At 44.8% G+C, this 23,962-nt stretch carries 21 protein-coding genes; 15 read left to right on the top strand and 6 right to left on the bottom strand.

Annotated features, from left to right (window positions below):
• The first annotated feature begins 70 nt into the window (after positions 1 to 70).
• Entirely contained in the window at positions 71 to 1,255 is a 1,185-nt protein-coding gene (locus tag AS158_RS06855) for a TM0106 family RecB-like putative nuclease (RefSeq protein WP_008194047.1), read from the top strand.
• On the opposite strand, the gene AS158_RS06850 is transcribed toward AS158_RS06855, so the two are convergent.
• The 5 genes from AS158_RS06850 to AS158_RS06830 are packed head-to-tail and all read right to left on the bottom strand — an operon-like array spanning position 1,237 to position 7,727.
• Positions 1,237 to 2,196, bottom strand: a complete 960-nt coding sequence (locus tag AS158_RS06850; RefSeq protein WP_008194051.1) for an ABC transporter permease — start codon at positions 2,194 to 2,196, stop codon at positions 1,237 to 1,239. The two genes, AS158_RS06855 and AS158_RS06850, sit on opposite strands and share 19 nt — an antisense overlap.
• Positions 2,193 to 3,227, bottom strand: a complete 1,035-nt coding sequence (locus AS158_RS06845; RefSeq protein ID WP_004082660.1) for an ABC transporter permease — start codon at positions 3,225 to 3,227, stop codon at positions 2,193 to 2,195. The genes AS158_RS06850 and AS158_RS06845 overlap by 4 nt, the downstream gene beginning before the upstream one ends.
• Entirely contained in the window at positions 3,224 to 4,747 is a 1,524-nt protein-coding gene (locus AS158_RS06840) for an ABC transporter ATP-binding protein (RefSeq protein WP_008194053.1), read from the bottom strand. Before AS158_RS06840 ends, AS158_RS06845 begins: the two co-directional genes overlap by 4 nt.
• Before the next feature lie 35 nt (positions 4,748 to 4,782).
• On the bottom strand, positions 4,783 to 5,862 hold the full coding sequence (locus AS158_RS06835; RefSeq protein WP_004082657.1) for a BMP family ABC transporter substrate-binding protein: 1,080 nt from the start codon (positions 5,860 to 5,862) through the stop codon (positions 4,783 to 4,785).
• Positions 5,859 to 7,727, bottom strand: a complete 1,869-nt coding sequence (locus tag AS158_RS06830; RefSeq protein WP_004082649.1) for a hypothetical protein — start codon at positions 7,725 to 7,727, stop codon at positions 5,859 to 5,861. Before AS158_RS06830 ends, AS158_RS06835 begins: the two co-directional genes overlap by 4 nt.
• A gap of 50 nt (positions 7,728 to 7,777) precedes the next feature.
• On the opposite strand from AS158_RS06830, the gene ligA reads away from it, so the two are divergent.
• From ligA to amrB, 14 genes are all read left to right on the top strand, one after another.
• Entirely contained in the window at positions 7,778 to 9,844 is a 2,067-nt protein-coding gene (gene ligA / locus AS158_RS06825) for an NAD-dependent DNA ligase LigA (protein ID WP_008194058.1), read from the top strand.
• The gene (locus tag AS158_RS06820; protein ID WP_008194060.1) at positions 9,835 to 10,599 is read left to right on the top strand and encodes a hypothetical protein; all 765 of its coding nucleotides are present in this window, start codon (positions 9,835 to 9,837) and stop codon (positions 10,597 to 10,599) included. Before ligA ends, AS158_RS06820 begins: the two co-directional genes overlap by 10 nt.
• A complete protein-coding gene (obgE, locus tag AS158_RS06815; protein ID WP_008194062.1) occupies positions 10,596 to 11,903 on the top strand; it encodes a GTPase ObgE in 1,308 nt (435 codons plus the stop codon). Before AS158_RS06820 ends, obgE begins: the two co-directional genes overlap by 4 nt.
• On the top strand, positions 11,860 to 12,477 hold the full coding sequence (gene nadD / locus AS158_RS06810; RefSeq protein ID WP_038050894.1) for a nicotinate (nicotinamide) nucleotide adenylyltransferase: 618 nt from the start codon (positions 11,860 to 11,862) through the stop codon (positions 12,475 to 12,477). The genes obgE and nadD overlap by 44 nt, the downstream gene beginning before the upstream one ends.
• Positions 12,467 to 13,387 (top strand): tRNA dihydrouridine synthase DusB, encoded by a 921-nt coding sequence (gene dusB / locus AS158_RS06805; protein ID WP_008194067.1) that lies wholly within the window; start codon positions 12,467 to 12,469, stop codon positions 13,385 to 13,387. The genes nadD and dusB overlap by 11 nt, the downstream gene beginning before the upstream one ends.
• A 2-nt stretch (positions 13,388 to 13,389) precedes the next feature.
• Entirely contained in the window at positions 13,390 to 13,860 is a 471-nt protein-coding gene (locus tag AS158_RS06800) for a ferritin family protein (RefSeq protein WP_008194070.1), read from the top strand.
• 1 nt (position 13,861) lies between these two features.
• Positions 13,862 to 15,061, top strand: a complete 1,200-nt coding sequence (locus AS158_RS06795; RefSeq protein WP_165304776.1) for a type II secretion system F family protein — start codon at positions 13,862 to 13,864, stop codon at positions 15,059 to 15,061.
• Complete coding sequence (locus AS158_RS06790) at positions 15,058 to 15,441, top strand: hypothetical protein (protein WP_004082636.1); 384 nt, start codon at positions 15,058 to 15,060, stop codon at positions 15,439 to 15,441. The genes AS158_RS06795 and AS158_RS06790 overlap by 4 nt, the downstream gene beginning before the upstream one ends.
• An 88-nt stretch (positions 15,442 to 15,529) precedes the next feature.
• On the top strand, positions 15,530 to 16,423 hold the full coding sequence (locus AS158_RS06785) for a hypothetical protein (RefSeq protein WP_010865048.1): 894 nt from the start codon (positions 15,530 to 15,532) through the stop codon (positions 16,421 to 16,423).
• Positions 16,395 to 16,943, top strand: a complete 549-nt coding sequence (locus tag AS158_RS06780) for a hypothetical protein (RefSeq protein WP_004082632.1) — start codon at positions 16,395 to 16,397, stop codon at positions 16,941 to 16,943. The genes AS158_RS06785 and AS158_RS06780 overlap by 29 nt, the downstream gene beginning before the upstream one ends.
• A complete protein-coding gene (locus tag AS158_RS06775; RefSeq protein ID WP_004082622.1) occupies positions 16,940 to 17,356 on the top strand; it encodes a hypothetical protein in 417 nt (138 codons plus the stop codon). The genes AS158_RS06780 and AS158_RS06775 overlap by 4 nt, the downstream gene beginning before the upstream one ends.
• Positions 17,357 to 17,385: 29 nt before the next feature.
• On the top strand, positions 17,386 to 17,814 hold the full coding sequence (locus AS158_RS06770) for a hypothetical protein (protein ID WP_228378909.1): 429 nt from the start codon (positions 17,386 to 17,388) through the stop codon (positions 17,812 to 17,814).
• Positions 17,815 to 17,829: 15 nt separating this feature from the next.
• Positions 17,830 to 21,678 carry a type IV pilus secretin PilQ gene (locus tag AS158_RS06765; RefSeq protein ID WP_165304775.1) on the top strand — a complete coding sequence of 1,283 codons (3,849 nt, stop codon included), beginning with the start codon at positions 17,830 to 17,832 and terminating at the stop codon, positions 21,676 to 21,678.
• Positions 21,675 to 22,508, top strand: coding sequence for an AmmeMemoRadiSam system protein B (gene amrB / locus AS158_RS06760; RefSeq protein WP_165304774.1), 834 nt, complete (start codon positions 21,675 to 21,677; stop codon positions 22,506 to 22,508). Before AS158_RS06765 ends, amrB begins: the two co-directional genes overlap by 4 nt.
• Here amrB and murJ read toward each other — a convergent pair.
• On the bottom strand, positions 22,489 to 23,910 hold the full coding sequence (gene murJ, locus AS158_RS06755) for a murein biosynthesis integral membrane protein MurJ (RefSeq protein ID WP_029683643.1): 1,422 nt from the start codon (positions 23,908 to 23,910) through the stop codon (positions 22,489 to 22,491). The genes amrB and murJ overlap by 20 nt on opposite strands.
• Positions 23,911 to 23,962 lie beyond the last annotated feature (52 nt).

Genomic DNA, 23,962 nt, shown 5'->3' with positions numbered 1-23,962 from the left:
CACCCCCAATTGTCAGTATAATAAACTTCAGAAATATTCTACCACGTTGAAAATGTGGAGGGAGGATTCGATGACAATAAGCTACGAGGATGTAGAAAATTTCTTGGTGTGCCCAAGGCGATATTACCTTTCAAAAAAAATTTCAAAAGAGGTTTCTCCGAACTTTTCGGAGGAGTTAATGGAGGCTGGATTCCCGCTCGAAAATCCTGTGATCGTGTGTGAGTTTGAGGGTCATGAACTGGTTTCAAATCCCGATCTGATTGTGAAAGACAGGGATGGATGGAGAATTATTCTGAGAAAGAGCGCAAAAAGGTTTAAAGACAAATACATCCTTGAGAGCGCTTATCATGCCCTGGTTTTCTCAAGGGCTGGCCTGGAAGTTTCGGGCGTGGAGATCGTATCTGACAGCTTCTCAAGAAAGATGGAAAACTGGAAAAATCTGATACCCATCGTCGAAGATGTTTTGAGAGAAATGTTGACAATAGATGATGATCCTCACCCCAGAGTGGGAAGACACTGTAGATACTGTGATTTCCTCGAAGATTGCGAAGGGAAGTTTTTTGAAGAGAAGAGTTTGCTTCTGGTGAACGGGATAGGAGAAGAAACGTACAGGGTTCTCTATGGAATGGGTATAGAAACGCTGGAAGATCTCGCGGAGGCGGACCAGAGAATCCTGGAAAAGGTATTTGGAAAAGAGAAAGGAAAAAGATTCGTTATGGCGGCGAGGGCGTTTCTCGAGAATAGAGTGATAATGATAACCCCTCCGGAGGATCTTCCAGAAGGAACAATAGTTGACATAGAGTATCATCCGTCAGAAGAGAGGGATTTTCTCTATGGGTTTTTAATAGGTGATGAGTACAGATATTTTCTGGAAGAGGATCAAGGAGATCTGATCGCATTTTTGAATTCTCTGGACGATGAGAGTGTTTTCTATCACTATCATGGACCGGAGAAGAGAAAGCTGATTTCATTGATCGGCAGAAACAAAAGGATGAATTTTCTCGATGTGTTCTCGATCCTGAGGAATCATTTCGTTTTTCCTGTTATGTCCTACTCGCTCAAAAGAATCGCTAAGTATCTGGGGTACGATTGGAGAACGTCCCTGAATGGTTATGAAATACTGCGGCTTTATGAGAAATGGAAAAAAACGAGAAACGAGGAGCTTCTAAAGCAGATGCTCCTGTACAACGAGGATGATGTGAGAGCAACGAAGCTGGTCCTGGATTTCATGAGGTCTTACTCTTCTTTTTCGTAGGGAACACCATCGGCTGCTGGTGGTCTTGTTCTTCCTATCAGGCCAGCCACGACAACGAGGGTAACAACGAACGGAAAGAGATTGAACAACGGTTTTGCCGTAGCAGGTACGTTGAGAATGGGACTACTCTGAAGTTGATTGGCCAGAGCTTCTGACATACCAAACATGAGGCAGGCCCACATGGCACCTATGGGATTCCAGTTTCCAAGGATCATGGCCGCAAGGGCAATGAAGCCCCTTCCTCCCGTCATGAGTTCCCTGAAGTTACCGACCTCTCCTATGGAAAGGAACGCTCCTCCCATGGACGCCAGAGCACCGCTCATGAGAACTCCGAAGTACCTTATTTTGAAGACGTCAACACCGAGAGTATCGGCAGCCTCGGGATTTTCACCTACTGCCCTCATTCTGAGACCCAGTGGGGTCTTGTAGATCAGAAACCACGCAAAAAAGACCATTGCGAAGGCTATGAGAACTATTGGACTGATGGTTCCGATGGCTTCTCCGATGAAAGGAATGGAGGAAATTCCAGGTAGTGTGATCTCTTCGATTCGACCCACATAAGGTGTCTGCCCCGGCTGACCGAATATCGGTTCCATGAGAAAACCTGTCAGACCCTGCGCCACCAGTATCAACGCCGTCGCGCTCACTATCTGGTTGCCTCTCCATTTGATACTCGCCCAGGCGTGGAACCAGGAAAACCCGATCCCTATGGGGATGGAAAGCAAGAAACCGAGCCACACGTTTCCGGTGTAATATGTGATCACCACCGAAGAAAACGCTCCAAGGAGCATTATTCCTTCAAGGGCGATGTTCACAACCCCTGTAACTTCACTGAAAACACCTCCAAGAGATGCGAAAAGAAGAGGAGTGGAAGCTGTGAGAGTGAGCTTGTAAAAGAGGGGATTCGAGAAAATGTTCCAGAGCACTTCCAGTATTTTCATCTTTTCACCTTCCTGAACCTGAGAAGGGTTTTAACGATCCTGTCGGCTGCAACGAGGAATATGACGATACCCTGTATGATTGTGACAATGTGTTTTGGTACCCCAACGAACTGCATATTGCTCGATCCAGTCCTCAGAGCGGCTATGAGAAATGAGGCGAAGATGATGCCTATGGGATGGTTTTGTCCGATCAGCGCGATCGAGATTCCGTCGAAGCCCTTCCCGCCGGAGAGTGTTCCTAGGAACCTGTGGTGCAATCCCATCACTTCTAGGGCTCCAGCAAGGCCCGCCAGCGCTCCACTTATTGCCATACACATGACGATGTTCTTTGAGATGTTTATTCCTCCATATTCTGCCGCGTACGGATTGAATCCAACTGCTTTCACCTCATAGCCAGTTTTCGTCTTCTCCAGAACGATGTATATAACCACCGCTGAAAGAATTGAAATCAGAATACCGGAGGTCATTTCTAAAGCGCCAACTGTAACGATAGGAGGAAGTTTGGCAGAAGGAGCGATTTCTGGACTTTTGGGAGTACCCGATCCCACTGCCAGTGGTCCCGTGATGAGGTAAGAGGATATGTAGGTTGCGATCCAGTTCAGCATTATGGTTGACACAACTTCATGTGCTCCCGTTTTTGCCTTCAGATAACCGGCTATAGAGGCCCAGGCGGCACCTCCCAGCATGCCGGCAATCATCGTAAGAGGGATAGCGAGTGCTGGCGGTATTCCTCTCATGTGCATTCCAACGACAGTTGCCAGAATCCCTCCCATGATCATCTGTCCTTCCGCTCCTATGTTGAATAGCCCTGCTCTGAAACCAAATCCAACGGCGAGTCCTGTTAGGATGAGCGGCGTGGTTTTTATCACCGTATCGGCCAGAGCCTGGATATTTCCAAAAGCCCCTTCGATCATGGCTTTGTACGCTATCACGGGGTTTTGCCCGATCAGAATGATCACCACGGCCGCTATAAGAAGTGCTATGATGACCGAAAAGAACGGGACAAGAAATGACCACACCCTGTTGTTCATCTTCTGATCTCCTCCAGTCTTTTACCTGCCATCATGAGCCCTACTTCCTCTGGAGTGGTTTCTTCCGGTTTGACTTCTCCCATTATCTGTCCTTCGTACATAACCAGTATTCTGTCGCTGAGCGAGAAGATTTCGTCCAGTTCCATGGATATGAGAAGAACACCGACACCTGCATCTCTCATCGATACGAGTGTTTTGTGAATGAATTCTATCGCACCCACGTCCAGACCACGTGTCGGTTGAGCCACAACGAGAAGTTCGGGGGAGAAACTCATTTCACGTGCAACGATGATCTTCTGCTGATTCCCACCGGAGAAACTTCCCGCGAGGAGTTCTATGTTTCTCGGCCTGATATCGAACTTTTCAAAAAGTTGTTTTGAAAATCTTTTTATTTCCTTCATGTTGAGAAAACCGCTCTTCACGAAAGGCTCTATCATGTGCCTTCCCAAAATGGTGTTGAAATATGCCGGAAAATCCACTATCAAACCTCTTTTGAGTCGATCTTCTGGAACGTGGAACATTCCGAGATCTCGCAATCTTTTTGGGTCGTATCCCGTTATATCTTCACCTTTGAAGTAGACTCTTCCTCGTTCCGCTCCGCGAAGTCCTGTGATCGCTTCCACCAGTTCGGACTGACCGTTTCCAGCAACACCGGCTATCCCTACTATCTCTCCCCTCTTTACCTCGAAAGAAACTCCCTTTACAGCGTCCAGTTTTCTGTTGTCCTTGACCCAGAGATCTTCTATTTTGAGGAGTGTTTCACCGGCTTCTTTTGGTTTTTTCTCAACCGTGAGAACAACATCTCTTCCCACCATCAATCTCGCTATTTCCTGTGGTGTGGTTTGTGAAGTGATGAGGTTTCCTGTGACCCTTCCCTGCCTCATAACGGTGATTCTATCGGAGATCTCCATCACTTCGTTCAATTTATGCGAAATGAATATGATCGTTTTCCCGCTCTTTTTCAATCGTTTCAAGACTTCGAAGAGTTCCTCTGTTTCCTGTGGAGTGAGGACGGCGGTGGGTTCATCTAAGATGAGAATCTCTGCTCCTCTGTAGAGTGTCTTGATGATCTCTACTCTCTGCTGCAACCCCACGGGCATGTCCTCTATTTTCATATCGACGTCTATTGTTAATCCGTACTCTTCCGAGAGTCTTTTAACTTCTTTCCTCGCCTTTTTCCTATCCAGAAGAATTCCTTTCCTTGGTTCCATCCCGATGATCACGTTCTCGTAAGCCGTCAGGTTGTCAACGAGCATGAAATGCTGGTGAACCATACCTATACCGCTTTTTATCGCGTCAGCGGGACCGGAAAATTCTACTCTTTTTCCGTTTATGTAAATTTCCCCCTCATCGGGCTTTAAAAGGCCGTAGAGCTGTTTCATGAGAGTGGTTTTTCCAGCGCCGTTTTCACCAACGATAGCGTGGATTTCGCCCTTTTCGACGAAGAGATCCACGTGATCGTTTGCCAGAACTCCGGGAAACCTTTTAACGATTCCCTTCATCACAACTGCGTACTCCACCGGATCACCCCTGAAAAGAGGGGGAGGACTCCCCCTCAGAATGGGAATTCGATTTGTGGAACTTCGAAAGCGTCAAGCTCTTCCTGAGTCTCTGGGACTTTCAGAGTGCCTTCTTTCATCAATTTTTCAAGGTAAAGAAGTTCGGCTATGACTCTGTTGGGAACGAGTCCTTTCGTGTACTTCATCGGACTTATTCCAACTGCGTCTTCGGAGATTCCAAGAACCCTGTGCCCACCTTCGAACGTTCCTTCGTACGCCCAGACAACTCCGTAGTAAGACGCTACGTCCACTCTCTTCATCGCGCTTGTCAGAACAGCACCGGGAGCCATGTAATCCTGGTCCATGTCCACTCCTATGGCGAAGAATCCCTTTCCGTTCGTTGTGTAGTAATCTATAAGGTCAACGAGTTTGTCGGAACCAGCCAGTGCTGAGAACTTCTCCCTGGCAGCTTCTATAACTCCGTTTCCACAGGCACCGGAGGCGTGGAACACGATGTCGGCTCCTTCCGCGAACTGAGACATGGCGAGGTCTTTACCCTTCTTCGGATCTTCGAAATCCTGTGTGTAGCCTCTCAAGATTTTCACGTTCTTTTTGTGGAGAACCGAATAGGTCTTTATACCAGCCTCGTAACCGTATCTGAACCTTTCCACGGGGGGTATCGGGATTCCTCCGACGAATCCAACCATTCCGGTCTTCGTCATGGCGGCTGCCACGTACCCCACCAAGAAAGCGGCTTCCTGTTCTTTGAAGGTGAATGTGAGTACGTTCGGGAGAATCTGGCCCTCGGGAGGCGTGATGTCTATTCCCACAAAGTACGTGTCCGGATATTGCTTTGCCACTTTAAAGAGATCATTCGTCATCATGAAACCAACAGCGAACACGAGATCAGCTTCTTCCGCTGCTTTGCTGAGGTTCGGTATGTAGTCGGACTGCTCGTAAGATTGTATCACTTTCGCTTCTATTCCGAGTTCTTCTGCGGCCTGCTTTATTCCTGCCCACGTTCCGTCGTTGAAGGATTTGTCACCGAGTCCCCCGACGTCCGTCACCATAATGACTTTGAAACCAAACAGAGCAACCGCGAAAATCATCAAAGAAATAACGAGAAACTTTCTCATGCTTTCACCCTCCTTTTCATGAAGTTTTTATAGAGAAGAAACAGGGAAACGAATATCAAGAACACCTCGATGTGGAAGGTGTGAGTGGACGAAGTTTCGATGATCAGAGGGAAAATACCGCTTTCCACGAAGACTTCGAGGTGTTTCCATTTGATCATCGAAAGGATGGAAGTGAACAGAGTCGCCGCTGCGGGAAAGAGCAAGTATCTTCCTCCAAGAACAGCGGAGAAGAAAAGCAAAAAGAAAGTGAAGATGCCGATCAATCCATTCATAGTGCGATAAGGTTTCAGCGAAAGATAGCTTTTCTCCGTTGAATAGGAGAAAGAAACACCTGCAATGAGTGGGTACCTTTCAATGGTGTTTGTCAGTTCTCTTTCGAAATCCTGTGAGAATTTTTCGGAAGTGTACGAGGTGATCTTTTTTATGAGCTGGTCCAGTGAATTGATTTCTCTTCTGTATTTTCTGTACCTGGATTTTTCCTGTGAGAGGTAATCACTCAGATCGCCTTCGATTTTACCGGTTAAATCCAATCTGTCTTCGAACCCGGCTGTGGTGAAGAATTTTGAACGTTCATTCAACAGAAAGAAAAGTCCGTTCTTGGTGGGTTCTATCGATTTTAGAGCTCCAATTTTCAACAGTTCTTCTGGTAGAGACCCCAAGGTTTCTACTATTTGCTTTGTGTGTTCTTTGCTTGAAAGAGCGATCGTGTTCATTCTTCTGATGGCCGTTTTCACAGGCGAGTCAGAACCTTCAAACACCTCAAATTTCAGTTGATCGTAATACGGTGAGTTCTCAAAAGCACTATCCATACCCATCTCCCTGATTGAGATGTACGACGGGATGAAAAGGAGGAAAACAAATATCAGTGAGAGCAGTGGATAAAGATACCTTCTTCTGACAAGGAGGATAAAATTGAAAAAGATGAACATGAAAACGACAACTGTCGAAAAGATCATATTTTCAACGGTGTTGAGATACAGCGATTTTGTCACCCAGATGAACAGAATCTCTGCGGCGATGATGAACTGCAGTATCGTTCGATACTTTCTCAGGAAAATCACCAGAAGAATTCCGTAGACGACAAACCGGATCCACCAGAAGTTGGAGATCGATGGCGAGGTGTTTTCAAAAACGTCCGCTACTTCGTTCTGAAGCGCAGAGATATTACTTTCGAATTCTTTCCACAGAAGACTCGCCTGCCTGTTTATGTTTCGAGTGTACTCGGCCTGGTTTTTCGAAGAGGCGATTTCCTCGATCGCTTCTTTTAATTTCGCTTCCAGATCTTCAGGTAGGACTTTCAAAATATCTGGATGAACATCATGATTCACATTGAAAGAGAACCCTGTGTTTCTGATACCCAGGTTAAATTCAACAGGTGGAGGGGTGTTTGTTCCTCCTGTGTAATAGGCTAGAATCCATCTGAGAAGGTTCAACGCGTTGGAGCGAACGAACATTCTGTATTCGGCAAAGAAGGAATTGAAGGCAGGAGAATTTTTCAGGACACTCTCTGAAGGCTTTGAACCGGACATCATGGACTGCAGGTAAGAGAGGAAAAGAACGTTGGAGAGTTTTCTTTCCCAGTTGGTTTCTTTCCAGTTCTGATAGAGCACGAACAGGTAGTCACCCGGAGTCTTTGCAAACTCAGTTTTTTCCACACTTCCTGCAAGAAATCTTCGAAAGATTCTGTACTTTTGAAGTTGAGGGATGTTTTCTTTTACATAACTCACGAATGGATCCTGGGGGAATCCACTTTCGTAATCTTCCACCAGCTTTTGAAACTGTGCGGTGACATTTTCTAAATCGATGGCATAGGAAAGAACGGGTACAACCAGAAATAACAAGAACAGAAAAATCCATTTTTTCATCGTCTCAACTCCCCATTCGGGATTATACTATAGACAAGGGGTGATCAAGAATGAGTGAGAGAAAGATCCCAAAGGAAGTAATTGAAGAAGTGGAAAGGCTCAGAGAGGAGATCGAGTATCACAACTACAGATACTACGTTTTGAACGATCCAGTTATTACGGACGAAGAGTACGATAGACTCATGAGAAGGCTCATTGAACTGGAAAGGATGTATCCAGAACTGGTTACACCGGATTCGCCAACTCAGAGGGTAGGGGGAAAGGTACTCGAAGGTTTTAAAACGGTAAAGCATTCCGTTCCTATGTTGAGTCTGGATAACACGTACAACGAAGAAGAGATTCTCGAATTCGATCGGCGTGTTAAAAAAGCTCTTCAGGAGGCAGAAGTCGAGTACGTTGCCGAGCTGAAGATAGACGGCGTTTCCATAGCTCTTAGATATGAGAACGGAAGGTTCGTTCTGGGAGCGACACGAGGAGATGGAATAGAAGGAGAAGACGTCTCCGAGAATGTGAAAACCGTACGCAGTATTCCACTTCGTCTGAGAAAGCCCGTCACCATAGAAGTGAGAGGGGAAATATACATGCCTGTGGATGAATTCAAAAGATTGAACGATGAAAGAGAAGAAGAAGGACTTCCTCCCTTTGCCAACCCAAGGAATGCCGCTGCAGGAACGCTTCGGCAGTTGAACACGGCTCTTGTTGCGGCAAGGCGTCTGGATTCGTTCATTTACTATGTGGTTCATCCTGAAAACTACGGTCTGAAAACACAATGGGAAGCTCTTCAGTTTCTGAAAGAACTCGGTTTCAAGGTGAATCCACACTCCAGACTGTGCAAAAACATTCAGGAAGTGATCGATTACTGGAAGGAATGGAAAGAAAGAAAAAGGGAGTTGGATTATTGGGTTGATGGCGTTGTGGTGAAGGTGAACAGATTCGATTTCCAGAGAATTCTCGGTGAGACATCGAAAGCACCACGATGGGCTATCGCGTTCAAGTTTCCTGCTGAGCAGGCAAGAACTAGGGTGCTGGATGTCACCATCCAGGTTGGAAGAACAGGTGTTCTCACACCCGTTGCCGAGCTCGAACCCGTTCAGCTCGCTGGAACGATCGTGAAGAGAGCTTCACTGCACAATTTCGAGTACATAAGAGAAAAAGATATCAGAATAGGAGACTACGTCTTTGTGGAAAAAGCCGGTGGAATCATTCCTCAGATAGTCAAATCGATACCAGAATTGAGAACTGGCAACGAAAAGGAAATAAAACCACCCGATAAGTGCCCTGTCTGTGGTGGGAAAGTAGGAAAGTTGAATCCCGACGAGGTTGCTATCAGGTGTCTAAACCCGCATTGTCCTGCTAAACTGAAGAGAGCTTTGAGGACTCTGGTTTCCAGAGAGGCTCTCGATATTGAAGGACTCGGGGAGAAGCTGATAGACAGACTAGTCGATGCTGGTCTCGTAAAGGATATAGCAGATATCTTCTACCTTACTCCTTTCGATCTCGCTCAGCTTGGACCGGGGATCGGTCAGCGAACGATAGCGAAGATTCTCCAAGAGATAGAAGAGGCGAAGAAGAGACCGCTTCACAAACTGATAACGGGTCTTGGAATTCCCATGGTAGGTCAGAAGACGGCAAAGATTCTCGCGGAGCATTTCAAATCCCTGGAAGCAATTGCAGATGCTTCTTATGAAACACTAAAGGACATACCGGGAATCGGTCCAGAAATCGCAAAGAGCATCGTTGAGTACTTCCGAAATCCAAAAACAAGGGAAATCATTGAAAAACTCAAAAAAGCCGGAGTGAAGCTCGAAGAGAAAGTTGTGAAACTCGATATCCTGAGGGGATTGACTTTCGCCGTGACAGGTACCTTGAAGAACTTTACAAGGGAAGAAATAATAGAGTTCCTCGAGAAGCTGGGAGCAAAAGTCGTCAACTCTGTGAGCAGGAACACGGATTATCTCATAGTGGGTGAAAATCCCGGCTCCAAGTACGAAAGAGCGAAGATGTTGAAAGTAAAAATGATGAGTGAGGAAGAATTCCTCGAGTTTGTCAGAAAAAGAGCAGAATTGAAGGGATACAACTTCGACGAGATAATGAGGAGTTGGAAGGAATGGAGTTGATATTCGAGGGAAAACCACTGAAGAGCTTTTGTTTTTCGATGGTTTTCAACATTGGCTGGAGACACGAACCTCCTGAATTGCGAGGTTCTCTGTTGAGAACCTTCGATGACCTTGTGGGAATTCTGAAGAAAGAACTTCCCGAATACTTCGATGTTTCAAAGCACATTGATGCGGAATTCTCTAAACTCAAGGTCTGGGGAACTTCTGACGAAGCGGAAAGTCTTCTGGAGGCAGTTCGCAAATTGCTGGCACTCCCTCCACAGATCTTCCTGGAAATTGGTGGTGGGTTGATCTTTTCAGTGGCAGCCGGTGCCATGAAATCGGAAGTGTTGAAGGAATTGGAAAAAATGAAATTTCCCAAGCCTTCAAAAGCTCCAAAGGTTCATATCAGACCGAGAAATTTCTTCAAGACGTTTAACCTGAGCAGGTTAGAAACAATATTTCTTTACAGTTTCCTAAGAGAAACAGCGGGAGAGGTCTTCCTGGAGCTTTCGGCGATTGGAGATAGAATACACTATGGAAAGAACTTCCGTCTTTCTCCATTTCATGAAATCTCTAAGTACAAGGACAGATTCAAAGCCTCATTGGCTAAACAATTGGAGACAACAGAAGGAACGGTTGACCTCCTTATAAATCTGAACATTTTCAAAAAAGAAAAGGTCTTGATAAGAGATGCACTGGAGGAACTGGAAAATCTGGATCTTTTGAAAAAGATAGACACGATTGATAAGATGTTCAGGAGGGTCTCGAGTTGAACATAGAGAGAGCGGATTTTGTTGACAGAGTGAAAATCTTCGTGAAAGCCGGTGACGGAGGAAACGGTTGTGTGAGCTTCAGAAGAGAGAAATACGTTCCAAAGGGTGGCCCTGATGGTGGAGACGGCGGTGATGGAGGATTCGTCTTCCTCAGGGCCAATCCTTCCGTCTCCACATTGATAGAGTTTGTGAATAAGAGGAAATTCGTGGCAGAAAACGGAAAGCACGGCATGGGAAAGAAAATGAAAGGAAGAAACGGTAAGGATCTTTTCATAGACGTGCCGGTAGGGACTGTGGTCAAGGACGCCGTTACTGGAGAAGTCATCGCCGATTTGAACGAACCGGGAAAGATCGTATGTGTGGCACGTGGTGGAAGAGGTGGGAGAGGGAACGCCCATTTTGCAACATCCACAAAGCAGGCTCCTTTGATAGCAGAACGCGGCGAAAAAGGTGAGTCCAGATGGCTCGAACTTGAACTGAAGATACTGGCAGATGTTGGACTCGTTGGATACCCGAACGTGGGAAAGTCTTCCCTCATATCGCGCATCAGCAACGCAAGACCCAAGATAGCGAATTATCCGTTCACAACACTCATACCTAATCTGGGAGTGGTGAAATACGATGACTTCAGCTTTGTGGTGGCGGACATTCCCGGTCTCATCGAAGGTGCAAGTGAAGGAGTAGGTCTTGGAAACGTATTTTTGAGGCATGTTGAAAGGTGCTACTTGATAGCCCATGTGATCGATGTGAGTGGCTATGAGAGAGAAGATCCGGTGAGAGATTACTTCGTCATAAGAGAAGAAATGAAGAAGTACTCCCCGTTCCTTTTGGAGAAGCCCGAAATAGTGGTTGCAAACAAGATAGACCTTCTCGGCAAAGAAGAACGGGAGAAAATTCTGAAGAGACTGAGAGATGCTACCGACCGAGAGGTGATCCCTGTCTCTGCTGTGACAGGTGAAGGAATAGATCTGCTTGTTTCGAAGCTGGCCTCCATCGTCAGGGAAATGAAGGTAGAGAAACCAGAAAGAAAAGAAGAAAGATTCGTGAAGCCTTCACCTGTCTGGAGGAGGCTTCCTGAGAAATTCCATTTAGAGGTCGTCAAAGAAGATGAGGGATACTGGGTGGTTGAAGGAGAGAACCTTAGAGTCTGGATAGAGAGATTCGACCTGAATCAGAGGGACGCGAGATTGATGCTTTTACAGGTTCTGGAGAAAAACGGTCTAAACAATAAGTTAAAAGAAGCCGGGGTGAAGGAAGGGGATGTTGTCAGGATCGGAGACTTCGAGTTTGAATACAGGGAATAGAATAGGCATATTTGGGGGCTCGTTCGATCCCGTTCATACCGGTCATGTACTTGTGAGTGTCTATACGCTTGAAATTCTCGATCTGGATCGGTTGATCGTTGTACCCGTTTTCAATCCGCCACACAAGAAAACAGTCGCCCCCTTTGAAAAGAGATTCGAGTGGTTGAAAAAAGTCTTCGAAGGGATGGAGAAGGTGGAAGTGAATGATTATGAGAAGAGGAGAGGGGGCGTTTCTTACTCTATCTTCACGATAGAGTATTTTTCAGAGATCTACAAAACAAAACCGTTCTTTATCGTTGGTGAAGATGCGCTCTCCTACTTTGAGAAATGGTACAGATACCGCGATATCCTAAAAAAATCCACCCTGGTTGTTTATCCGAGGTACTGCGGGAAACCTTATCATGAGCACGCCAGGAGAGTATTAGGAGATCTGAGCGAGATTGTGTTTCTGGATATGCCTATCGTTCAAATTTCTTCTACGGAGATCCGCGAAAGGGCCAGACTCGGGAAGACTTTGAAAGGGTTTGTACCAGAGGAGATCAGGAAGGAAGTGGAGGTTTTCTATGGAGGTTAAAGTCGGTCTTGCGCCGATGGCTGGATACACTGATTCAGCATTCCGCACTCTGGCTTTCGAATGGGGTGCGGATTTTGCTTTCTCTGAAATGGTGAGTGCAAAGGGTTTTCTCATGAACTCTCAAAAAACAGAAGAACTCTTACCACAACCACATGAAAGAAACGTGGCGGTCCAGATCTTTGGAAGCGAACCGAACGAACTTTCTGAGGCAGCGAGGATTCTCTCTGAAAAGTACAAGTGGATAGATTTGAACGCTGGTTGCCCTGTGAGAAAAGTTGTAAAAAAAGGAGCAGGCGGAGCTTTGTTGAAAGATTTGAGACATTTTCGATACATTGTGAGGGAGCTCAGAAAGAGTGTTTCTGGCAAATTTTCTGTGAAAACTCGCCTTGGATGGGAGAAAAATGAAGTCGAGGAGATATATCGAATACTCGTTGAGGAAGGGGTGGATGAGGTATTCATTCACACGAGAACGGTGGTTCAGAGTTTCACTGGGAGGGCTGAATGGAAGGCGTTGAGTGTTCTGGAAAAGAGAATTCCTACCTTTGTGAGTGGTGATATCTTCACTCCAGAAGACGCCAAGAGGGCTCTGGAAGAAAGCGGATGTGATGGTCTTCTGGTAGCGAGAGGTGCTATAGGAAGACCTTGGATTTTCAAACAGATAAAGGATTTCCTCCGAAGCGGAAAGTACTCTGAACCGTCCCGGGAAGAGATTCTTAGAACGTTCGAAAGACATCTCGAGCTGTTGATAAAGACGAAGGGTGAAAGAAAAGCGGTTGTGGAAATGAGAAAGTTTCTGGCAGGTTATACAAAAGATCTGAAAGGCGCAAGGAGATTCAGAGAGAAAATTATGAAAATAGAAGATGTTCAAAATCTAAAAGAAATGTTTTATAATTTCATCAAGGAGGTGTGAGCATGTTTTCTGCAAAGGAATTGCTGAACATAGCGGTCAGAGTAGAGAAAGAGGGAGAAGAGTTTTACAGAAAAATTGCCGAACGTTTCACTCAGCCGGACATAAAGGAATTTTTCTCTTACATGTCCAGACAGGAAGCCGAACATGCCAGAACCTTTGAAAAGATCGGAGAAGAGGTGGGAGCCGAAGAGGAGACTTACCTCGATATGGAAGACACCGAAGAATATCTCAAAAGCTTTGTGGAGGGGAAATTCTTTCCATCTCCTGAAGTTATGGAAAGATATCTGAAAGAAAAGTCTGTCGAGGAAGCAATAGATTTTTCTATATCGGTTGAAAAGGAAACCATCATCTTTTATTACGAAATTTTAGAGCTCTTGAAGAATGAGAAAGCAAGATCTCTTGTTAAAGGTATTATAGAGCAGGAAAAACAGCACGTGGTAAAACTCCTCAGGATAAAGGGGATGATCACCTGATATGCCTTTCTACAAATACGTGGCCGTGGAGGGGAATGGCAAGAAAATAACGGGGGTCATAGAGGCAGAGAACAAATTGAAAGCGATATCGATCCTTTCTGAGAGAGGATTGATGGTTGTTCGTGTGGAGGAGAGAAAAAAAGCGCAGAGAAGTTCAACGTTTTTCCAAATCTCAATCAGCGAAATAGCTACGTTCTGCCGACAGCTTTCCATAATGATTTCAGCCGGTATAAGGATAAAAGAAGCGTTGAACATTCTGGCACGTCAAACGGTTTTTTCAAGACGTTTCAGAAAAGTTATACTGGAAATCGCTCTCAACGTTGAAACGGGGGACTCTTTAGCAGAAGCTTTCAGAAAAACAGGTGTTTTCGACAACGTTTTGATCAGTATGTTAGAAGCGGGAGAAGAAGGTGGAGTCCTTGACAGAACCCTGAAGAGGGCTGCGGACTTTTACGAAAGTATGAAAAGACTTCAGGATGAGGTAAAATCTGCCATGGCTTATCCTCTCTTTGTTCTCTTCTTTGCAGTGGTAATTGTCCTTGTGATCAGTTTCTACATACTCCCCAACCTCGTCAGGGCTTTTGGAACTTCTATTCCACTCTCACCCACGATTCGGTCTCTTCTGAAAGCCAATGAATTTTTGAGTGAAAACTGGCCGTGGTTCTCGGTGCTTGTGACGGGTATCATAGCCGGTATTTTCGTTTTGATGAAGTCAAAATACGGTGTTTACATAAAGGAATATCTATCCTTTATTTTTCCACCTGTCAGGAAGCTCAGACAGAACATGGGGCTCGAACGATTTGCCAGAACACTGGGAATTCTTGTGGGTAGTGGTGTCAGAATAACCGATGCCATAAAGATGGCCGCTCAGGCTTCCAGTTCACCTTCCATTATCAGAAAAACCGAAGAAATGGTTCGGAAGATATCTGAAGGTAAAACCCTTCGAGATACTTTTGCAGAAAGTGGAGTTTTTCCACAATTGATTTATGAGATGATCGGAACAGGAGAAGAGACTGGAAAAGTCGACGAAGTGATGGAAAGAGTGGCCGACTTCTACGAGGACATAGTGAAAAACAGTGTGAAGCAGCTTGTTTCTCTGGTAGAGCCTCTATTGATAGCAGGTGTTGGTGGATTTGTGGCTTTCCTCGCGTATTCGATATACACCACGGTATTCCAGCTTCAGAGGAGTATAGGTGGATGAACATTATCGAAGTTCTCATCGTCATCGCTATTTCATTGATGATAATGGGATTTTTCATACCAACTCTGATGTTCAAGCTGGGAAAAGATCATCAGGCTGTTGCTTTTAAGGTGATGACGATTAGAATGATTGAAAAAACATCCAGAAACGGACTTTTGATAATAGAAGACAATGGAAAAATAGTAACTTACGATCCTCATAAGAATGAAAAGAAAATCTATGAATTTCCATTCATTTTTCTCTCCAAAGTAGCTGTAGATGGAGAAGACATCACTTTCAAAAATGGATTTGTCTCCACAGCAGGTACTGTCTATGGAGATGGGTGGTGGATCACCGTGGAACCAGTCACTGGCAGAATGAGATTGTACGGGGGGAGATAGCTTGCAGCTTTTCTACAATGATATCCTTTCCCTAAATTGGTGTTCACATTGTGTGGAGATATCCCGTGCGAGAATGAGAGGGTCCAAATTGAAGCTGTTAGATCACAAATTATCTCTTCTGGAAATAACAGATGAGGAGAAATCAGATGAAATTATACTGAATCTTTCAAGAAACGTGAAAAAAGATCTTGAAGATATAGTCGTTGCGAACGTGTCCATGGAAAACGTGCTGGTGATGAATATAAAAGTTCCTCCTACGTTGAACAAGCAAAATGCTGTAGAGTATGCCACGATGGAAATATCAAGAAATCTTGGTATACTCCCTGAACAGCTTGTTGTTGCTCCGTTGGATATTCGTGGCGGTGAAGGATTGTTTTTTGTTTCAAAGGTTGATCAGGTGAAGAGTTTTGTAACAGACCTCATGAAAAAAGAATTCCCAGAAACGGATGTGGTTATTCCCGATATCGTTAAATATCTTGAAGTGTTCGAATTTTATTTTGGGAAGCGTTTGAAAGGAACCAGTGTTCTTACGGTGATTTCTTTCTTGAGTGACTATTATTCCATAGTTGTTCTCGAAAACAACCACTATCGTTCCCTCAGGTTGCTCTTTTCGATGTTCTGGGACTATATGGACATTGTGGTGGAGAACACTGGTATTCAACCCAAGGAATTGATAGAAGGAACAGTGAATGTTGATCTTAGTTTCTTGCAACCATATTTTGGAGATTTTTTGATCGAACTCGACAGAGAAGTCAAAGTGTCTTTGGATGAAGTCAATCTGAGCAGGGTCAATCAGTTCTTCTACATCGTTGATCCTCCAATCTTTTCACCAGTTCTTTCTCAGTCACTGGAAAAGTTCGAAGGAGTAGCATTGAAGCAAGGAATCGTTCCTTCTTTCAAACCTGGTATATCTTTAGGAACCCTTGGTTTGATGATAAGGGGGGGCAGGGAAATTGGAAAAGTTAAACATCTATCCGTTTAAGAAGCGAAAGGTAAAGTTATCTACTTTTCTGGTACTGTTGGCCGTTATGTTGCTGCCACCCGTTTCCTTTAATATTTACTTTAGTTATGCGAAAGAACAAATGATAGAAAGACTGCAAAGTGATTACTCCGAGGTTTTGAGAGCATATTCTGTGAAGCTTTCGAAAGATTCTTCCAAAAATCTGGAGGAAATCTCCCGTGTGGAAAGCGTTTTTATGAACCAAATAAAATCATTGGAAGTGAGAGTCAATCAACTGAATGCTTTCCTTGATAAGAGGAAGAAATGGGAGGATTTTGTGAAGGTTTTGCTGAATATTTTTGAAGATCAGAATCGCACTCTGTGCTATCTTGATTTCTCTCAGGAAAAAGCCATTGTTGAGTTTTACGAAGTTTCCAAAAACGTTGTAAGTAGTACTTTTCAAAACTCGAATGTGAGTACAAGTCTCCTGTTTGAAGAAAAACTACCGGAAGGTTTTTACCTGAGAAAGTACAGGCTTGAGTACGAGGCGGTGGAAAAGTGAGGGGAATAAACAGGAAGTTCGCTATCTGGTTCGCCGTTTTGACTCTCCTCGTGCTGGTCTTTGGCTTTGTGGTACCAGATTTTGTGATTTTCATGTTCAACACAAAGGAGTTAGAACAACGACTTCAAAACCTGGCACCTGCTTTCAAGGTTTTCACCTTGAAGCAAAGGGAATACGAGGAAATAATAAAGACGATCATGAATACACCTGAATTTCAATACAATTTCACCGAAAAAGAAATCAGTGTTGAAGAAGTTGAAGATCTCTTAAAGGAACTTGCTGAGACACGAAGGGTGACAGTGAAGACCTTGACCATTGATGCGAAAAGAGTTATACCGATCAACTTTTTCGGTACTTCAATATCTCAACCCAGTGTGAAGATCTCCCTTGAATTGGAAAGGGTGAAACAATGAACCGAAGAACAGTGATTCTTCTCGTAATTATGGGGGTTGTGTGGTCATTTGTTCTTTTCTATTTATTCGCTGGCAACAGAGAATCCGGAACTCTTCAGGTGGAAAGGCCAACGGATTTTACGGCGCTGGTGAACAAAATACAGATCAACCCCTTGCTCAAGAAAACGGCTCAGGAAAATCCTCCAGAATTCTCGTACAGGGTTTTCAATTCCGTGACGCTCAGCTTTGGGAAAGAGGCGGCTGACACTCTGATTGTGACACTTCCTACCCTGAAATATCGATTCCTGGGTTTCATAAGAACGGGTGATGGATTAAAAATATTTCTCTCCGATGGAGGAAAGCTCTTTGAGGTGTCGGGCGAGAGCCCAACTTTTGGGAATTATGTGGTCACCTACGTTTCGAGTCTCGGTGTTCTGGTTCTCGACGTGGAAAATGGTAGATTTTTTTCAATAAGATGAGGAGGGGTGGTATCTGTGAGGAGAATACTTCTTATTCTTGTCATGTTGATGTTCAGTGTGTTGTTCTCTGCAGAGCTCGTAGGGGTACTTCCTAAGATAGAGAATGATCGGGTGATCATAGAGATCCAGATTTCTTCACCGGTTGAAGATGTTTCGGCAGAAATGAATTCTTCAAAGACTGTGTTCTCCATTTTCATGAAAGGGGTTCAAATGAAGATCAGCAGGTTCATGGTTCCCGTTGGTGTTGGTCCTGTTGAAGGTGTACGAGTGGTGAACGTTGGCAATGGGGTTATGGTATCCGCGAGTCTGCTGGTCCCATTCTCAGGGAGTTACCGCGTAGAAGACAAAACGATAGTGATGGAATTCCCAAGAAGTAAGGAAAGAATCGATGTGTCCTTTGAAAACATGCCTTTCGAAGATATGGTGAAATATCTCGCTGAAAGGTTAAATCTCAACGTGATTGTTTCCGATAGCGTCAAAAGTGCAACAACGAGTTTGAAGCTGAACGATGTCACACCCGAAGATGCGCTGAGAGACCTTCTTGTTACGTTCGGAGAGGTTGCCTACGCTTATTTCCCGGATGGAACTATGTTCATAGGAAAATACGAAGAAGTATCCGGAAGGTTTCAGAGATTCTGGGGTATATACAGGGTAGAGAACCAGACCGTCGCCGACAGGATAAAGAGTCTCATTTCTCAGGAAGCCATGATAGACTACCTTCCGTCGAAATCTGTTCTCTTCGTCTATGGAACCTCGGAAGAACATGACCTCGTGGCGAGCCTTCTTTCTGTTTCTCCACCCCTCCAGCAAAAGGAAGTTTCCTTTTCGGTAGATTCAGGGAGAGTGGAAGAGCTCCTGACCGCTCTCAAAAGTGTGTATCAGTTCGAGTATCATCTCTTAAAGCCGGTATCCAGAATGATTCTTGTGGGAGATTCTGAGACGATTTCGAAAGTGGAAAGATATATCAAGATTTTGGAAACTCGCGAGCAGGTGTCTGTAGAAGAACAGGTCCAGATTCCGGCTAAAAAATTTGTCTTTTATGCCTACGACCCAGAATCCGCTGCTTCGCTTATCACTTTGCTTCTCGGAATAGATGCCCAGCCTTTCAAGGACATGAACTTGGTGGTGTGCCAGGTGCCAATAGATGAAGAACAGAAGCTGATTGATTTCATCGCGGAAAACAATCTGGAACTCGGTGAGATGTTCTATCTGGATATTAAAAAAGGTGAAGAGGATTTTCTCAGAGAAGCGGCACAGTTTCTTGGAATACCGGATTCAAGGCTGAAATTTCTCAACATCGATGGTGAGAATGTAAAAGCCGCTATCTCAGTTCCAAAAGCAGCCTATGAGAAAGTATCCCCCGTTCTGGAAAAATTGTTGTCACTCAGAAGAAAGAATTTCATCGTGAAAAGTGTGGAATTGAAAGAGGAGATTCAGCAGGAGATGATAGACGCGATAACGAGAATGTACGGGGTTTCTATGGAAAAAATAGGGAACTTCCTCTTCATAGAGGGAGCCAGGAGTTCCGTTGAAAACGTTGAAGAGCAACTGAAGAAACTCCTGAGTGAACACACACAATTTTTGAAAATCGCCTTAAAAACTGAGAATGTGGAAGATTTGGGCAGATTCATGAAGGAAAAGTACGGTGTTGAATTCGAGTACTTTTCTTCTCTGAAGGTGGCAATGCTGAGTGGGAAGGAAGAAGAAAACGTTCAAAAGGCCGCTGAAGAGTTGCAGATAATTTCTTCGGAGGAGAGGATCATAAGATTCGTGAAAAAGACTGAGAATGTACCGATCGATAAAGCGAAAAACGTTGTTTTGCAACTGTACAGTGTATCCATAGAAGAGTTAGGGAATGAACTTGTCGTCATCGGTGAAAGAGAAGAAGTCGAAAAGGCTGCTGATCTTCTTCAGAAAATCTTCTCTTCTGAAGTAGAGATCTCACGCGACTTTGTGAAGTTGCCCGGCTGGATTGATGAACCAGAGAAACTCCTCGAAGTTGTGAAAAACAGCGCCGGAATCACTTATGAAATACTGGACGGAGTAGTTTACTTTGAAGGGACAAAGGAGAACGTCGAGAAGGCAAAGGAACTCTTCTCAGACATAGTGGAAAAACTTGGAGAAGTACGTAAGGAAGAAACAGTGGAATTCCTCGAAGCGAATTCTTCCTTCCCTGTTGATGAATTTATAAACCTCTCCGGTAAGCTGTATCCGGATGTTACCTGTTTCAGTCTCGATCAACTGGGCCTTCTGGTTCTCAAGGGATCTTCAGAAGCGGTGGAAGATCTTTCGAGCATGTATCGTTCTTTCTTCGAGAGACACCAGAAGATAGTGAAAGAAAACGTGTTCGATCGGCTCATGCTGGAAGTTCCGAGCGGTTTTTCTTTCGAGGAATTCAAGACCTTCCTGGAAGTCCTCGTTCCAGAAGTCAAACAAGTTGTCTATCTTGACAAGTTGAACCTGCTTCTGGTGGAAGTTCCTGTTTCACAGTCAGAGAGAGTGAAAAGTCTCCTCGATACGTTCTTGAAAAAGGAAGAAGCTGTATCAGAAAAGAAAGCGGTGAAAAGTGTCACCATACCTTCCGGTGTGAATCCTGACGAACTTTCTTCTTACTTGAAGAAACTCCTCAGAAATGTCGAGATCACGGTCTTCCCGAACATGGGCCAGATGATCGTAGAGGGGCCAGAGAACGAAGTGGAAAAAGCTGTAGAACTCGTAGAAGCGGAAAAAGAAAAGATCGTTTTGAAGGAAAGGAAAGACTACGTGAAAGTTTTGGATGGTAAGTTGACTATAAACGCAGAGGATGCTTCGCTTTACGATCTTCTCGAAGAGATCGCCAGTGAACTCGGAATTTCGGTGATGTTTGTTTCCATCCCTTCGGAGAAGATCACGATGAAGGCAGATAATGTCGCATGGGAAAAGTTTATTGATCTGATCTCTCAGAACTATGGTTATTTATTTGACAACAAAAACGGTGTGTACGTTGTCTCAAAACCCAAACAGGATCTTGCAAGGCGCTACATCTACGATGTGCCGCACAATTTCGATCAAATAAAGGCTTTGATCGAATTCTACGGAGGAACGGTCTATGTGGATTCTCTGAACAACTTCATGGTGGTAACAGGGATTTCTGAGACGATAAAGAAAGAGCTGGATAATATCATAGAAAAATTGAAAAAGCCGACGAAACAGATAGAGATATCCGCAAAGATAGTTGATAGATCTTTGATTGACAGATTGAGTAAAGAAACTGGTCTCGAATTGACTGGAGAAAATGTGAATGTAGGGTCCTCTGGCGTAGAGATATCTTTTTCCGTGACCGACTACCTTGATTTCGAAAAGATCTTCGGAGAGATTTTGAACAATACCCTTTCCCTTCAATTCTCATATCAAAAGACCAACACTCTCGATGACATTCTTGCAAGTCCCAGAATCGTCACCACCAGCGGAAAAGAGGCGAGAATATTGATAGGTGACAGAATACCGTACGTTACAGATACCAACGGAGACGGAACTCCAGAAGTGCAATTCCTCGAGACCGGTATAGAACTCAGTATCACACCGTTCGTGCGAAGCGACGACACCATAGAGCTCGATCTCTTTGTGAAGGCCAGTGAACCCGGAAACTACATAAATGAAGTGCCGGGGGAAAGGACGCGAGAAGCCCAGACGCACCTCATCGTGAAGAATGGAAGTACCATAACGATAGGAGGTTTGATCAGAGAAGTAACGAACGTGACAGAAAGCAAGCTACCTTTCCTCGGTGATCTACCGGTGATAGGTCAGTTCTTCAGAACAAAGTCCGAAAACAAAGAAAAACGAGATCTTGTCATATTCCTCACCGTGAGGGTGGTGGAACCATGAAAAGAAAGCCGGCTGTGGCCGGCCTCTTCTATCCTTCCAGGAGAGATGAACTCATCGAACAAATCAGGATGTGCTTTCTTGACAAAAGGATTGGGCCGGGCAAGTTGCCTGGCCCTGTCGAAACAAAGCTTCAAAATCCCATTGGCCTTGTCTCTCCCCATGCTGGTTACATCTACAGTGGGCCTGTTGCTGCGTGGGGATTTCTCGAGGCAGTTAAGTTCGGCGAACCTTCTGTCGTGGTTATTATCGGACCAAATCACACGGGTCTGGGAAGGCCTGTGGGTGTGTGGCCAGAGGGGGAATGGGAGACTCCACTTGGAGTCGTTCCGGTGAATGAACGAGCAGTGGAGATCATCTTGAGCAATTCCAGATACGCCGAGGAAGACTTCATGTCTCACATCAGAGAGCATTCTATTGAGGTCCAAATTCCGTTTCTTCAGTTTGTGTTCGGAGAGGTTTCCATAGTTCCCATATGTCTGATGGATCAAAGTCCTGCGGTTGCTGAAGATCTCGCGAGCGCTTTGGCAAAACTCGTGGCTGAGTTTCCGGGTGTTCTGATAATAGCCTCAACGGATCTGAATCACTACGAGGATCAGAGAACAACTCTGAGGAAAGATTCTTATATCATAGAAGCGATAGAAGGTATGGATCCAAGTCTTCTATACGAATATCTCGTGAGAGAAGATATCAGCATGTGTGGGTACGGTGGAGTGGCCACCATTTTGAACATGGATTTTGAGAATGTCAGGATTTTGAAACACGCGACCAGCGGAGACGTTTCGGGCGATACGCTGGAGGTTGTTGGATATCTCAGTGCGATCCTCTTCTGAGAATCTCTTCGAGTTCTTCTATTTTCAGAAGTTTCGAAAACAACACATAAACGAACACACCGATCAGTACCAGAAAGATCGTTCCGAGATTCCCTTTGAATGAACCTCTCAGTAGAAGAATCACAGTTCCCATGACCGCAGAAGCCAGGCTGATTTTGAAAATCTTTTTGTCGAAGGAAGGTTTCATCCTTAAAGCGAGAAAAACGAATCCTGCAATGTATGAAACACTCGTCGCAAGTGCGATGCCCGAGGCTCCCATGGTGAAACCGAGTATCACGTCGAGCGATATGTTCACAGCAGAAACGAGCAGAGTGGCAAAGAAGGGAGTCTTCACTTCTTTCGAAGCGTGATAGGCTCGGGATAAAAGGTTAAACAGGGACACAAAACACAATCCAATTGCGTACATGAAGAGTATCTGAGCCGATTTTTTCACATCTTCATGGGTGAACGCTCCATATCCGAAAAGTAGAGAAATGATTCTCTCGGAAAGAGCCATCAATCCAATCGAGGAAGGAAGCGTCAGAAAGAGGCTTTTGCTTATGAAATCTTTCAGATTCTCGTGAAAATCCCCTTCGCTTTCGCTGAGGGTGGACAGTGCAACGGTGGATACCGCAACACCAAAGATACCGAGTGGAAGCTGGTAAAGACGACTGGAAAGCTGGATCAAAGAGAGAGAACCTGGGTCTAAAAAAGAGGCAACGTTCACATCGATCAGTGTGGTTACTTGAGAGACTGCCATTGTCATAAACGTTCCAAAGAAGAGTCTGTAGAATTCTCCAAGGCCTTTGAATGTTGGTCTGTATCGAAATTTTCCGAAGGGAAGTAAAACCAGTAGTGCAGCCAGACCTCCTATCGTGAATCCGGCGGCTGCCCACCTTACATCACCGAATAGACATCCCACTATCACACCTACGTTCGAAAACATCGGAGTCAACGCGGGAAGGAAGTATCTGTGTGAGGCGTTGTGTACCGAATAAAAAACTGCCCACACAAAAACGATGGTTATGAATGGAGCTGTCAGGCGTATGAGATCGGCTGCCAGCGATTTCACTTCTTCGTCGGCACCTGTGGCGAAGATAGATGCCATGAAGTAAGGAAAAACTTCGGAAAGAAAGACAATGACGAGAGTAACAAGCCCGAGAGAGGTGAGTACGGCCGAGGTGAATTGTGCTTTTTCTTCTTTGTTCTTCAGCTTTTTGTAGATTGCCATGAAGGCTGAGCTCATCGCACCCTCAGCGAAGGTCCTCCTGAGGAAGAACGGAAAGACTATGGAAACATAGTAGGCATCGAGAGTAGAGGAAGCACCGAAGGTTTTTGCGAGAATTATATCACGAACGAGACCCGTGATACGGGAGAAAAAGGTTCCCAGAGAGAAAGCGAGCGTTTTCTTTATGCTGGACACTTTTCTTCCTCCTGATTCAAGTTTGCAAAAAAGCACCCGATAATATTATACG

The organism is Thermotoga sp. 38H-to, assembly GCF_011057665.1.
GTDB lineage: Bacteria > Thermotogota > Thermotogae > Thermotogales > Thermotogaceae > Thermotoga.
Note: the sequence above shows the minus strand (reverse complement) of the source record. Positions and strands in the feature narration are given on the sequence as shown.